The 13,766-nt window shown below is 70.5% G+C and carries 11 protein-coding genes; 4 read left to right on the top strand and 7 right to left on the bottom strand.

Annotated features, from left to right (window positions below; all coding sequences use genetic code 11):
* The first annotated feature begins 102 nt into the window (after window positions 1-102).
* Genes LRD69_RS01320 through LRD69_RS01330 form a run of 3 tightly spaced genes read left to right on the top strand, consistent with a single transcriptional unit; the run spans window position 103 to window position 4,132 of the window.
* Entirely contained in the window at window positions 103-726 is a 624-nt protein-coding gene (locus LRD69_RS01320; RefSeq protein WP_277324687.1) for a cupin domain-containing protein, read from the top strand.
* A 5-nt stretch (window positions 727-731) separates the two neighbouring features.
* Window positions 732-2,090: a diaminopimelate decarboxylase gene (gene lysA, locus LRD69_RS01325; protein ID WP_277324688.1), complete on the top strand. Its 1,359-nt coding sequence runs from the start codon at window positions 732-734 to the stop codon at window positions 2,088-2,090.
* 11 nt (window positions 2,091-2,101) lie between these two features.
* On the top strand, window positions 2,102-4,132 hold the full coding sequence (locus tag LRD69_RS01330) for a prolyl oligopeptidase family serine peptidase (protein WP_277324689.1): 2,031 nt from the start codon (window positions 2,102-2,104) through the stop codon (window positions 4,130-4,132).
* A 165-nt stretch (window positions 4,133-4,297) separates the two neighbouring features.
* Here LRD69_RS01330 and LRD69_RS01335 read toward each other — a convergent pair whose 3' ends face one another.
* The 6 genes from LRD69_RS01335 to LRD69_RS01360 all read right to left on the bottom strand — a co-directional run bounded on the left by LRD69_RS01335 (window position 4,298) and on the right by LRD69_RS01360 (window position 11,513).
* Window positions 4,298-5,452 (bottom strand): anhydro-N-acetylmuramic acid kinase, encoded by a 1,155-nt coding sequence (locus LRD69_RS01335; protein ID WP_277324690.1) that lies wholly within the window; start codon window positions 5,450-5,452, stop codon window positions 4,298-4,300.
* 78 nt (window positions 5,453-5,530) lie between these two features.
* Window positions 5,531-6,547, bottom strand: a complete 1,017-nt coding sequence (locus LRD69_RS01340; protein WP_277324691.1) for an oligopeptide/dipeptide ABC transporter ATP-binding protein — start codon at window positions 6,545-6,547, stop codon at window positions 5,531-5,533.
* On the bottom strand, window positions 6,544-7,635 hold the full coding sequence (locus LRD69_RS01345; RefSeq protein WP_277324692.1) for an ABC transporter ATP-binding protein: 1,092 nt from the start codon (window positions 7,633-7,635) through the stop codon (window positions 6,544-6,546). Before LRD69_RS01345 ends, LRD69_RS01340 begins: the two co-directional genes overlap by 4 nt.
* Window positions 7,635-8,546 carry an ABC transporter permease gene (locus LRD69_RS01350; protein WP_277324693.1) on the bottom strand — a complete coding sequence of 304 codons (912 nt, stop codon included), beginning with the start codon at window positions 8,544-8,546 and terminating at the stop codon, window positions 7,635-7,637. Before LRD69_RS01350 ends, LRD69_RS01345 begins: the two co-directional genes overlap by 1 nt.
* 2 nt (window positions 8,547-8,548) lie before the next feature.
* Window positions 8,549-9,547, bottom strand: a complete 999-nt coding sequence (locus LRD69_RS01355; protein ID WP_277324694.1) for an ABC transporter permease — start codon at window positions 9,545-9,547, stop codon at window positions 8,549-8,551.
* A gap of 133 nt (window positions 9,548-9,680) precedes the next feature.
* Complete coding sequence (locus tag LRD69_RS01360; protein WP_277324695.1) at window positions 9,681-11,513, bottom strand: ABC transporter substrate-binding protein; 1,833 nt, start codon at window positions 11,511-11,513, stop codon at window positions 9,681-9,683.
* Window positions 11,514-11,801: 288 nt separating this feature from the next.
* Between LRD69_RS01360 and murQ the strand changes: the two genes are divergently transcribed.
* A complete protein-coding gene (gene murQ / locus LRD69_RS01365; protein ID WP_277324696.1) occupies window positions 11,802-12,710 on the top strand; it encodes an N-acetylmuramic acid 6-phosphate etherase in 909 nt (302 codons plus the stop codon).
* A gap of 63 nt (window positions 12,711-12,773) precedes the next feature.
* Here murQ and LRD69_RS01370 read toward each other — a convergent pair whose 3' ends face one another.
* Window positions 12,774-13,721, bottom strand: a complete 948-nt coding sequence (locus tag LRD69_RS01370) for a MurR/RpiR family transcriptional regulator (protein ID WP_277324697.1) — start codon at window positions 13,719-13,721, stop codon at window positions 12,774-12,776.
* Between the last annotated feature and the right edge of the window lie 45 nt (window positions 13,722-13,766).

Consider the following 13,766-nt stretch of genomic DNA (forward strand, 5'->3'; position numbering starts at 1 on the left):
CCGTGGCGTGGACTTCACCGCCACCACCAGCGATTTCTTCCCTGAGTATCACCTGGTGGCGGATACATTGATCTAAGGTGGCGCGAGTATTACTGTCACTGCATGCCTGAGTCAAGGGATGTTCCAGCCCCCGCCCCGCCGGCCGCGGATTCACCGGTCGAGACGTCCGCCGCCGATCGGGCAACCGCCCACCTGGCCAAGACCGTTGCGTCGGCACGCAGGGCGGCAGAGCTGACCCTGGCCGCCACCGCGGCCGGGGCCGGCCTCTCCCCCGCGTATGTCTCGCAGATCGAATCCGGGTCGGCGAACCCGACCGTCCGCAGCCTGGCGCAACTCGCCGGAGTGCTCGGCCTCGAACTGCACGAACTGCTCGGCGCCGAACGTGGCGACATAACGGACAACAGCCCGTTTCCGGCGCGTTTCACGACACTTCCAGGTCTGACCGCAATGCCGGGAAGTCAAGGAATCTGGAACATGACGGCTCATGGCGCGACCACACTCCAGTCACGCCTGATCAGGGGCGAGCCGGGCGATCACGCCCGGCCGAACCGGCACGCCGGCGAGGAACTCGTGGTGGTGCTGGCCGGAGAGTGCCGGCTTCGCGTCTCGGACACGGCGCGCGTGCTGAAGCCGGGCGACGCCTGTCACTTCGCCGCATCCGAAGAACACCAAATCACGCAGCCCAGCGACGACTTGCTCCTGCTCGTCGTCCTCACTAAGGAGTGACGCAGGTGGTTCCACCCGCCGACAACGCACCCGACGCCGCCCCCACCCGCGCCGCGGGCCCGGACGAAGCCCCGGAGGTCTGGCCGCTCACCGCCAAGGACGTGGGCGGTGAACTGCACATAGGCTCCGTGCCGATGGCCGGTCTCGCCCAGGCTTGCGGCACCCCGCTCTACGTCGTGGACGAGGCCGACTTCCGCGAGCGGGCCCGCCAGTGGCGGGAGTCCGGCGCGGACCGCGTGCACTACGCGTCCAAGGCATTCCTCTGCCCGGAGATGGTGCGCTGGGTCGGTGAGGAGCAGCTGCACCTGGATGTGTGCAGCCTCGGCGAGCTCGAACTCGCCGTCGCCGCAGGCTTCGACCCCGCGCACATCGTGCTGCACGGCAACAACAAGCTTCCCGCCGAACTCCGCGCGGCCGTGGACCACCGCGTCGGGGTCATCGTCGTCGACTGCGCCGAGGAGATCGACCGGCTCGCCGGATTCGCGGCCGCCGCCGGCCACGTCCAGGACGTGTATCTGCGCATCGCGCCGGGCGTCGCCGCCGACACCCACGACTACATGGCCACCGGCAGCGACGACGTGAAGTTCGGCTTCCCGGTCAACGGTGGTTTCGCCGAACAGGCGGTACTCACCGTCAGCGGCATCCCCTCACTGCGACTGGCGGGCATCCACTCCCACCTGGGCTCGCAGATCCTCGACCCGTCCGGCATCCGGCAGGCGGCCTCACGGGTGGCCGCGTTCGTCCGCATGCTCTCCGAGCGGCACGGCATCCGCATCGACGAGCTGGACCTCGGCGGCGGGGCCGGAATCGCCTATGTGCCCGGCGTGCAACGGCTGGCGCCCGCCGACTTCGTGGCGGCGCTGCGGGCCGGCGTCGCCGAGGAGATCGACCCCGGATCCGTTCGGCTGGCGGTGGAGCCGGGCCGCTCACTGATCGGCTCCGCCGGCGTCACGCTCTATGAAGTCGGTGTGGTCAAGCAGGGCCTCAAGCGCCGCTTCGTCTCCGTCGACGGCGGCATGAGCGACGCTCTGCGCCCCGCCCTCTACCAGGCCACGTACACCGCCTGGACCGCCAACCGCAGGCTGACCGGCCGGCCGGTGCATTCCCTCGTCGTCGGCAGGCACTGCGAGAGCGGCGACATCGTCGTACCCGACATCGCGCTCCCCGCCGACCTGGCCGTCGGCGACCTGCTGGCCGTGCCCGCAACCGGCGCGTACCACCACGTCATGGCCAGCAACTACAACTTCCAGCCGCGCCCTGCCGTGGTCGCCGTCCGCGACGGACGGGCGCGCCTCATGGTGCGCCGTGAGACCGCTGCCGACCTGTTGCTGCGCGACGGCGCCGGCGCCGGCATAGACCTGTGAGGAGATTCCCGATGAGCGACCCGCGCATACTCCCCTACGGTGAGTGGCCCTCACCGCTGACCGCCGATTCGGTCGCGGCCGGCTCCGGGTCCACGAGCTGGCCGTCCGGCGTCGGCGAGGAGACCTGGTGGTGCTCCAACGACCCGGCGAGCGCCACCGTACGGCTGATGCGCACCGGTCCCGGGCACGCTCCCGAGCCGGTGCTGCCGGAGGGTGTCAGCGTGCGCAACCGTTCGCTGGGCTACGGCGGCCGCCCGTACGCGGTCCGGACCGGCTCGGACGGGGCCCCGCACCTGCTGGTCCACTCCGACCATCGCGACCAGCGGCTGTACTCGGTCACCACGGCTCCGCTGGGAGCAGGCGGTGCCGGCGCCCCGGTGCCGCTGACGCCCGCCGACCCGCCGGAGTACGAAACCTGCTGGGCGGACCCGGTGTTCGCGCCCGGCGGCACCGAGGTCTGGCTGGTCCGCGAGGTCACGCAGGCGGCCCGGCAACCGGACGAGGATCCGGCCCCGCGGACCCGCCGCGACATCGTCGCCGTGCCGCTCGACGGCTCGGCCGCCGCCGCGCCGGACCGGCTGCGCGTGGTCGGCCGCTCCCATCACTTCCTGTCCACCCCGAGGATCAGCCCGGACGGACGGCACCTGGCCTGGCTCGGCTGGGACCACCCGCAGATGCCGTGGGAGACCACCGATCTCATGGTCGCGGCACTGACCGACGGAGTCGCCGGCGAGCCGGTGCGGGTGCTGGGCGGCGGTGCGGTGTCCGTGTCGCAGGCCGCCTGGGCACCCGACGGCACCCTGTACGCGATGGCCGACCCGGAGGGCTGGGCGAACCTCTTCCGCATCGCCCCGGCGCCGGACGGGAACTGGGACGCCACATGCGTACTGCCCATGGAGCGGGAGTGCGCGGGCGCCCTGTGGCGGGTCGGCGCGAGCTGGTTCGCGGCCACCGCGGCAGGAGTGGTGCTGCGGTACGGCGTCGGCGATCAGCGGCTCGCACTGTGGGACCCGGCGGACGGCACGCTGCGCGATCTGGCACCGGAGTGGACGGAATTCGGCGCCGATCTGTGGGCCGACGACCACGCCGCGGTGGTGCTGGCGGCCTCCCCCACGCTCGGCCGCGCGGTACTGCGGGTGCCGCTCGACGGCAGCGCTCCGGTGCGCTGCAACGGTGAACGCGACACCACGTACGACGACTGGCGGGCAGTACCGGAACGGCGGGTCGCCAAGGGCGCGGACGGCCGCGAGGTGCAGTACGTCTACTACCCGCCCACCAGCCCGGACTGCACCGGCCCGGCGGACGCGACGCCGCCCCTGCTGATCCATGTCCACGGCGGGCCCACCAGTTCCAACGGCGCAGCGCCCGATTCGGAGTTCTCCCTCTTCTGCAGCCGGGGCTTCGCCGTCGCCGCCGTCGACTACGGCGGCTCCACCGGCTACGGCCGCGCCTACCGCGACCGGCTGCGGCACACCTGGGGCGTCACCGACGTCGAGGACTCGGTCGCGGTCGCCGGGGATCTGGCCGCCGCCGGACTCGCCGACCCGGCACGTACCGCGATCCGCGGCGGCTCGGCGGGCGGCTGGACCAGCCTCGCGGCCCTGACCTCGACCGACGCATTCTGCTGCGGAGCGGTGTACTACCCGATCAGCGACGCGGAATCCTGGAGCCATGGGCAGACCCATGACTTCGAGTCCCGCTACATGGAGTACCTGGTCGGCCGACTGCCCGAGGACCGGAAGCGGTTCGAGCAGGTGTCTCCGATGCGCAAGGTCGACCGGATCGATCGCCCGCTGGTGATGCTGCAGGGAGCGGACGACTTCATCTGCCGCCCCGACCAGGCGGAGCGCATTGTCGACGCCGTTGCCACGCGCGGGCTGTGGCACCGCTATCTGCTGTTCGAGGGCGAGGGGCACGGCTTTCGCCAGGCGTCGAGCGTGAGCGCCTCGCTGCACGCCGAGGCGGAGCTGTACACGCATGCGATGGGCATCCGTGTCGATCTTTCGGACACACTCGGCGCAGCGCCCAGGACGCAGGACTGATCCGCTTCCCGCGCCCCGAGGCCGTCGCGGTCCGGCCCGCCGCACCGGCCTCGGCGCGCGCAGGGGCGCGGGTGCCGGCTGCGCCGCGCTGATCACCCTCCGGACCCGCAAGGCCGCACGGGCTGAGGCCGGCAGGTGGACCGGGCGGCGGCCGGAAGTCCGCTATCAGGAGCTGAACCGGGCGGCGGCCGGGGCCTCGGTGAGGGGTTCCGGCAGCCGCAGCGGCCCGTGGCCCGGGGTGATCCGGCCCAGCAGCCGTGCCCCCGTCGCCCCGGTGCAGCTGGGCAGCGTCCCCGGCAGGCCGTGCGCGGTGAACCAGCCCAGCAACGCGAAGGCCGCCGCCTCCTTCGCGGCCGAGGGCAGGCCCAGCGCGTCCGAGCGCAGCAGCTCGACCCCGGGCAGCAGCGCCCCGATCCGCTCGGTCAGCACCGGGTTGTCGGCGCCGCCGCCGGACACCACCAGGGTCTTCAGGCCCTGCTCCCGTACCGCGTCCGCGACCGTGCGCGCGGTCAGTTCGGCCAGGGTGGCCAGGAGGTCCTCGGCCTGGAGCGGTGCGCGTCCGGCCAGGTGCCCGGCCAGGTAGTCGGCGTGGAAGAGCTCCTTGCCGGTGCTCTTCGGCGGCTCGCGCCGGTAGTACGGCTCGGCGAGCAGAGCGGCGAGCAGCGCCGGGTCCACCCGTCCGGCGGCGGCGAGCCGGCCGTTCTCGTCGTAGGGACGGCCGGTCCTGGCCAGCGCGGCCGCATCCATCAGCGCATTGGCGGGACCGGTGTCGAACGCGACCGGTGCGCCCTGCCCGACTGCCGTCAGATTGGCGATCCCGCCGAGGTTCAACGCCCCCGCGGGACCCGGCAGTCCGCCGAGCAGCAGCGTGTCCAGAAGTGACACCAGAGGCGCTCCCTGGCCGCCCGCCGCCACGTCCGCGGTGCGCACGTCGGACACCACCGGTACGCCCAGGCGCTCGGCGATCCAGGCGGGCTGGCCGAGTTGCAGGGTGCCGCGCACGGTCCCGTCCTCCACCCAGTGGTAGAGGGTCTGCCCGTGCGAGCACACCAGGTCGACCGGCCCGGCCTCGGCCACCGTCGCCGTCGCGGCGTCGGCGAAGGACTGCCCGATCAGGGTGTCCAGGCGGCACACCGCGGCCAGCGAAACGGGCCGCGGGGGCAGGGCGTCCAGGATCTCGGCACGCAGTTCGGCCGGGTAGGGGTGTGCAGCGGCGTGGACGAGGGTGCCGTGCACGGTGTCGCCGTCGAGGCGGAATTCGACGACGGCAGCGTCGATCGCGTCGTGCGAGGTGCCGGAGCTGAGTCCCAGGACTCTCACGGGGGTTCCTTCCTGAAAATGGGTGCGGGCGGGTCCGCCCCGTCGAGGGAGCGGACCCGCCCGATGCCGGGGTACGGGTCAGACGGCGGCCGGCTCGATCTCCACGCCGACCACCCGCCTCGCCGTGGGGTGGAAGCAGGCGTGGTGCTGCCCGGACTCCCCCACCGCTTCGAGACCGGGCCGGTCGGTGGCGCACCGCTCGGTGGCGAAGGGGCAGCGGGGCGCGAACAGGCAGCCGTCGGTGGCCACCTTCTCGTCCAGCGGCGCCAGCGGCTCCAGTCGGTCCGGACCCGGCTCCTCCAGACCGCGCATGATCGGGATCGCCGACAGCAGGCACTGGGTGTACGGGTGCACGGGCGCCTGGATGATCTCGTCGGTGGGGCCCTGCTCGATCACCTGGCCGCGGTAGATGACGTGCAGTTCGCCGCCTTCGCCCACGTACCGCGCGGTGGCCACGTCATGGGTGATGAACACCAGCGAGATGCCGAGCCGGGCGCGCAGGTCGTGGAGTAGGGCGAGGATGCCCAGCCGCATGGACACGTCGATCATCGACACGGCCTCGTCGGCGATCAGCACCTCCGGGTCCACGGTCAGCGCGCGGGCGATGACCACGCGCTGCCGCTGGCCGCCGGAGAGCTGGTGCGGGTACTTCGGCAGCACGCCCTCGGGCTCCAGGCCGACCAGTTCGAGGAGTTCGGCGGACCGCTCCCGTACCCGGGACGTCGCGCCGCCGGTCTCCTTGGCGCGCATCCGCAGCGGGTCCCCGAGGATCTGCTCGATCGTCCGGGTCGGGTTGAGCGCGGAGTACGGGTCCTGGTGGATCATCTGGATGCGCCGGAAGTACCGGGCGCGTTTGCGCGGGCTGAGCTTCGACAACTCCACGCCGTCGATGACGAGTTCTCCGCCGTCGAACGTCTCGATCCCCGTGAGGATCTTGCCGAGCGTGGTCTTGCCGCAGCCCGACTCGCCGATGAAGGAGATCGCACCCCCCTTGGGCAGGGTGAAGTCCACCCCACGCAGGGCGTGCACGGTGCGTTCGCCGGTGAAGGCTCCGCGGGTGCGGTAGATGCGGGTGATACCGCGCGCCTCGATCACGACGCGTCTCCCTTCTCGGTTGCCGCATCCGCGCCCGCCGCCGCGGCGACCGCGGGGACGGGGGTCGCGGGGGCCGGGTTCACGGCGTCGGGGGCGGCGTGGCAGGCACGCCGGTGGCCGGCCGCGAAGTCGGTGAGCAGCGGCTCCTTTTCGGCGCAGACGTCCATGGCGAAGACGCAGCGTTCGCGGAACACACAGCCGGTCTGCGGGATGGTGGTGAGGTCCGGCGGACGGCCCGGCAGGGCGCGGGCCGCGGCCGGGTCGCCGACGATGCGTGCCGTGGCGCCGATCAGGGCCTTGGTGTAGGGGTGGGTGGGGTTGCGGAGGAGATCCAGCGTCGGGCCGTGTTCGACGATCCGCCCGCCGTACATCACGGCCAGGTTGTCGGCGAGCTCCGAGACCACGCCCATGTCGTGGGTGACGATGAGGGTACTGAGGTTGTTCTCGTCGTGCACCTGGCGGATGATCTTCAGCACCGCGGACTGGGACAGTACGTCCAGTGCCGTGGTCGGCTCGTCCAGGATGAGGACCTTGGCGTTCAGAACGAGCGCGAAGACGATGCCCAGGCGCTGGCGCATGCCGCCGGACAGCTCGTGCTGATAGGAGTCCAGGACGCGGTTGCCGTCCAGGCCCATCCGCTCGGCGAGCTGCTTGGCGCGGGAGAGCAGGCCCGGGAGGTCCTTGACGTCGTGCGAACGGCCCAGGTCCAGGATCTGCTTGCCGATGGTCTTCAGCGGGTTCATGGAGTTCTGCGACGCCTGGAAGACGTAGCCGAGCGCCGCGCCCCGCACCGTCCTCATCGCCTTGGCGTTGAGCGTCGTCACGTCACCGATGCCGTCGACGTGGATGGCGCCGCCCGCGATCCGGCCCGGCTCGGGCACGGCGTTCATCACGGACAGGGCCAGGGTCGACTTGCCCGATCCGGACTCCCCCACCAGGCCGGTGATCTCACCGCGGCGCAGGTCGAGGGAGGCGTTCGCGACGGCCGGGTACTCCGTACCGTTGATGCGGTAGTGGACACGGAGGTCGCGTACGCGGACCTCGGCCTCCCCGGCCTCGGGCGCGGCCTTCTTCGTTGTCGTGGTCATCAGCGTTCCCTCAGTCGCGGGTTGAAGAGCTCGTCGATCGCGTCGAGGAACAGCACCACTCCCATGATCAGGAGCAGGATGCAGGTGAGCGGGGCCAGTAGGTAGAAGATTGCCTCGGGGCTCTGCAGCGCTCCTCCGGAAAACACCGCCTGGTTGATCATCACACCCCAGTTGGTGCTGGTGAACGGCACGATGCCGAGGAAGAACAGCCCGACCTGGGCCTCGACGAAGCCGATGACCGACAGGAGCAGGTGCATCGCCACGTACGGGGCGATGTTCGGCAGGAGCTCGCGCATGATGATGTGCCGGCTGGGCAGCCCGAGGCCGCGTGCGGCCTCCAGGAAGCCGCGCTCGCGCAGGCTCAGCACCTGGGAGCGGACGGCGCGGGCGATGCCGCCCCAGCCGACGACGCCGAGCACGAGGCCCATCTCCAGCGGGCTGTCGAACTTCCACACGGTGGTGAGCACGACGAGCAGCGGCAGGCCGGGGACCGTGAGCACGAAGTCGGTGAAGCGCATCAGAGCGGAGTCGGCCAAGCCGCGGTGGAAGCCTGCCAGGAGCCCGACGGCTGTGCCGATCGTCGAGGCGAACAGGGCGGCGAGGGAGCAGGTGAGCAGTACATAGCGACTGCCGACGACGGTGGCCTGGAGCACGTCGGAACCGGCGAAGTCGGTTCCGAGCCAGTGCCCTGCGCTCGGCGCCTGATAGATCGCGTCCGGGTCGATGGCGAGCTGGTCGCCGTAGAGCATCGGGCCGAAGGTGCCCATCAGGACGAAGAACACCAGGATGGACAGGCCGATGATCCGTCCGGGCTTGCGCGTGAGCACGCGCCAGATGCCGGCCCAGTGGGAACGCCGGGCCGAGGTGGCATCAGCCGGACGGGGCGGCTTGGTGAGCGTCGCGGTCGTCATGGTCAGCGCCTCACTCGGGGGTCGATCACGGAGTAGAGGAGGTCCGCGACGATGTTCGCCAGCACCACCGCCGTGGTGATCAGCAGGAAGGCACCGGTCATCAGGGGGTAGTCGCGCTTGCCGATGCTGTTCAGCAGCAGCTGCCCGACGCCGGGGTAGTTGAAGGTGGCCTCGATCAGGATCGCTCCGCCGAACAACGTGCCGAACGAGAGGGCGAGGGTGGTGAACAGCGGCAGGATCGCGTTGCGGCCGATGTAACGCATCCGCGTGCTGGGGGTGATGCCGCGCAGCTCGGAGGCGAGGATGAAGTCGTCACCGAGGACGGAGACCACGCTGGAGCGCATGCTGAGCATCCAGCCGCCGTAGGAGATGAGGACGTACGTGGCGACCGGGAGGATCGCGTGGTACGCGACGGACGACATGTACTCGACGTTCCATCCGGGGTCCACCAGGAGCGTCTCGGAGACGGTGCCGCCGTACGGCAGGGTCCCCAGGTTGGTGTAGAAGACGGTGATGAGCAGGATCGCGATCACGAACGACGGGATACCGGCGATCATCGAGGCGGCCAGGCTCAGCCCGCTGCCCAGGCGGGACGACCGCTTCACCGCCGCGACGACACCACTGCTGACACCGATGCAGAAACTGATCAGCAGGCCGCTCATGATGGGGATGACGGTCCACGGCAGGGCGTCGCCGATGACATCCGCGACCGGCACTCCGCTGTAGGAGATCGAGACTCCGAGGTGACCGTGGAGCAGGTCGCTGATGTAGTGCGTGTACTGCGTGAACAGCGGGTCCTGCGAGGTGTACCCGTAGATGATCGAGGCCTTGGCCTTGGCCTCCTGGGAGTTCATTCCCATGGCGACGTACTTCTCGTACGCCACGTCGCCCGGCTTGCCGGGCAGGGCGTGGACGAGGAAGAACGTAAACGTGGCTACGATCCAGATCATGACCGCGCCGCCGGCCAGTCGGACCGCGATGGTGCGCGCCAGTCCCTTCACGTTCCTGCACCTCCTTCCTTGTCGTAGGGGGTTGTTGTGGATCAGCGCGCGAGCGGGGCGGCGGCCTGGTGCGGCTGCCGCCCCGCGGTGTTGCGCCATACGGAAGTCGCCAGGTGGGGTCACCCGGCCTGGATCACTTGCCCTTGGCCTGGATGTAGCCCTGCATCATCCACACGCCGGGCTGGTTGGCGAGGATCTCGTCCTGCCCGGACTTCGGCCAGTTGGTGAAGTTCTTGTCGTAGGTGAACTTCACGTTGGTGTAGTCCCAGATCGGGATGACGGGAAGTTCCTGGTTGGTGGCCTGGACCAGCTGCGTGATGACCGGCTTCTTGGCCTCGGTGCCGAGGCCGGCGAGGCTGGCCGTGAGCTGACCCGGGTTGATGGTCTTCCCGTCGAGCGTGAAGGTCTCGTCGCCGTGCATCCAGTTGCCGTCACCCTTCTTCTCGGTGTGGGTGACCTTGTTGCCGTTGGCGACGAAGCCGTCGCTCTCGCCGTACAGGCGCTGGAAGTTCTGGCGCGGGTCGGCGCCGACGGCGGTCAGCCACCAGCCGACGTCGAACTTCTCGGCGGCCATGTCCGTCTGGTAGGCGCCGAAGTCGGCGGAGAGGGCCGGCTTGGTCTCGATACCGAAGGCGGTGAGCTCGTTGGCGACGACGGTGGAGGCGGCGATCCAGTCACTGAAGCCGTTGACGGTCTGCAGCGTGATCTTCCACTGCTTGCCGTTCGCCAGGTACCACTTGCCGCCCTTCTGCTTCAGGCCGGCGCCCTTCAGCAGCTCGGCGGCCTTCGCCTCGTCGTGGGCGTACGGGTTGAGCTTGCCGACCGCGTCGGCGCCCAGCCACTGCTCCGTCGACTGGCGGATCATGCCGGCGGGGGCGGTGGAGGCCATGCCGCCGACCGGCTGGCCCACCTTGGTGATGGCCTCGCGGTCGAGGATGTACGCCAGGGCCTGGCGCACCTCCTTCTTGTCGTACGGTGCCTTGCTCTGGTTGAAGGCGATGGAGGCGTTGACGTAGGAGGTACCGTCGGCGCGCTTGTAGCCCTTGCCCAGGATCTGGTTCAGGACGTTCGTGGGGATGGCGGTGAAGGGCGCGGCGTCCAGGTCACCGTTCTTCATGAAGCCCCAGATCTGCTCGTTGCCGGAGTAGTGGCGGATGACCACCTGGCTCGGAGCGATCTTGTCGAGGGCGAAGAAGTACTTGTTGCGGACGAGGATGGCCGAGCCGGGGTTGACGCGCTTGACCACGAACGGGCCGGCCGAGACGTCCTTCTTCGGCGCGAAGGCCGCGATGGCCTTGCCGACCTCGTTCAGCTTGTCGACTGCGGCCTGGGCGTCCTTCGCCTTGGCCGCGTCCACCTGCTGGCTGGCGGCGATGGTGTCCCAGATGTCGGCCGGCACGAGGTGGCCGTAGACCGACTTGGGGACGATGGACTGGCCCAGGATCTGCTTCGCGAAGTTCGCGTTGTTGGTCCCGGCGGCCTGCTTGAACTCGACGTCGTTCTTGCCGACGGAGGTCACGGAGGCGACGTTGAGACCCTCGCTCAGCTGGCCCGAGCCGACCGAGGCAGTGCCCTGGGTGAGCGCGATCGCCATGGACATCTTGATGTCCTCGACGGTGACCGGCTTGCCGTCGGACCACTTGGCGTCCGGCTGCATGTGCGCGACCAGCGTGTCGCCCTTGGTCTCCCAGCTCTTGGCGAGGCCCGGGAACGCGTCGTTCGCATCCATCGGGTTCTTCTTCTCGAACCCGAGGCGCATCGAGTTGTAGCTGAGGAACGTGTTCCCGTTCGGGCTGTACGGGTTCATCGGCGCGCCCGGGGTGATCGGGTTGTTCGCGTCGACCGTGGTGAAGACGCCACCGCCCTCGGCGCCGTTCTTCGCACCGGAATCCGGTGCGCACGCGGCGAGGGTACCGAGGGTCGCGAGGGCGGCGGACGCTGCGACAAAGTGCTTGAACCGGGCCATAGTGCGTGGTCTCCGATCGGACAGGCAGGAGTGGAGTGTGGGAGCAGGTCTGGGGGGGTGAGCAGACCGTAGGAGCGGCGGCGGGGGTATGTCAATGAATTGCGTTGGCTGAATCCAGTTCGTAATTTTTCGCCACCCACACCCCGCAGACACCTGCTCTTCATGCGGAGCAGGGCGCGCAGCGGCTGAACCGAGCCTCGGGCAGAAAGTTACGCTCAACCGTCAATGGGTGTGGCAAAGTTACGCGCGCTGGCCCGCCCCCGACCTCCCCCCTGAGAGGAAACCGCGATGCACCCGCAGCTTCCGGTACGAATCGACGCCCCCACCGAACGCCGCAACCCCCGCACCCTCGAGATCGACGACGTCCCCACCCTCGACGTGCTGCGCCTGCTCAACGCCGAGGACCGGATCCCGGCCGAGGCCGTGGCCGCGGTGCTGCCCGACCTGGCCCGGCTGGTGGACGAGACGGCACGCCGGATCCGGGCGGGCGGCCGGCTGCACTACTTCGGGGCGGGCACCTCGGGCCGGCTCGCGGTGATGGACGCCGCCGAGCTGATCCCCACCTTCGGCCTCGCGCCCGGGATCGTGGTCGCCCACCACGCGGGCGGTATGCACGCGCTGGTCGAACCGGTGGAGGGCCTCGAGGACCAGGAGTCCGCCGGCGAGGCCGACGCGGCCGAGGTGGGTCCGGGGGACGTCGCGGTCGGGATCGCCGCCAGCGGCCGTACTCCGTACGTCGGCGGAGCCCTGCGCGCAGCCCGGGCGGCGGGCGCCTTCACCGCGCTGGTCAGCGCCAACCCCGAGGCCGGGCTGGCCGGCCGGGCGGACGTCCACCTGGGCGTGGACACCGGCCCCGAGGCGATCGCGGGCTCCACCCGGCTGAAGGCGGCCACCGCCCACAAGCTGGTGCTCAACAACCTGTCCACGGCGGTGATGATCGCGCAGGGCCGTACGTACTCGAATCTGATGGTCGATGTGGCCGCCACCAACGACAAGTTGCGCGGCCGGGTCCTCAACATCCTGGTCGAGGCCACCGGGCTGGACGAGGACCGTTGCGGAGCCGCCCTCGCCGCGTCGGGAGGGGAGCTCAAGACGGCCCTGGTCGGCCTGCTCGCGGAGTGCTCGCCGGAGCAGGCGCGCAAGGCCCTGGAGATCGGCGACGGGAGCGTGCGCACGGCGCTGCGCACCTTCGGCTGAGTACGCAGGAGGACGCCCCGCGATCCGGATGGGTCGCGGGGCGTCCTCGTCGTCAGGGAGCCGTCACTGCGGACCGCGGCGCCGGTGCACTGCCGTGTACGTGCGCTCCAGGGCCCGTGTCGTACGGCTGTAGTTGCGCTGCGCCACACCGACGAACAGACAGTCCACCAACGTCAGGGCGGCGATCCGGCTGGACATTGCACCGGACCGGAAGGTGGTCTCGCGTACCGCCGTGGTCAGCACGTGGTCGGCCACCTCGGCGATCGGCGAGCGCGGGAAGTTGGTGATGGCGATGGTCGTGGCGCCGTTGTCCCATGCCTCGCCCAGCGCGGCCACGGTGTCGGTGGTGGCCCCGGTGTGCGAGATGCCGATGGCCAGGTCCCCCCGGCCGAGCAGGGCCGCGGAGGTGAGCGCGCCGTCGGGGTCCGGCCAGGCCGACGCCCGGAGCCCGATGCGGTGCAGCTTCTGCTGGAGGTCGAGGGCGATCAGTGCGCTGGCGCCCACGCCGTACAGATCCACCGCGCCCGCCCCGACCACTTCGTCGATCACCCGCTGCAGGACGTTGAGATCGATCTGGGCGATGGTGTCCTCGACCGCGTGGGCGTCCGCGAAACCCAGCTTGCCGACCACGTCGGCCAGCGAGTCGCCGGGCCCGATGTCGCTGCCGGCACTGGACCAGGACGGGCCACTGTCCTCGCTGCCGGCCGCCGAGGCGAGCTTGATCCGCAGGTCGGGGTAGCCCTTGAGACCGACGGCCCGGCAGAACCGGACGACGGTGGTCTCGGAGGTGCTGCATTCCGCTGCGAGTTCACTGATGGTCTTCCCCGCCACCCCGACCGGATCGGCGATCGCCGCCTCGGCGACCCGCCGCTCGGACGGTGGGAGAGAGGGCAGCAGAGCCCTTATCTGCACCAGCACCGTCTGTGGCGGCGTGGCGCGCTCCTGAGTGGGCGCTGCGGAGCGCCGGGGGGCGTCGTCGCCTCCGCGCTGTCGGTCACGTGCGGCAGCCATGTGGGAATCCTACGGGTTCGTTGGGGTACGCGTAGCTGAGTATCC

Source organism: Streptomyces sp. JH14, from assembly GCF_029428675.1.
In the GTDB taxonomy this organism is placed as follows: domain Bacteria; phylum Actinomycetota; class Actinomycetes; order Streptomycetales; family Streptomycetaceae; genus Streptomyces.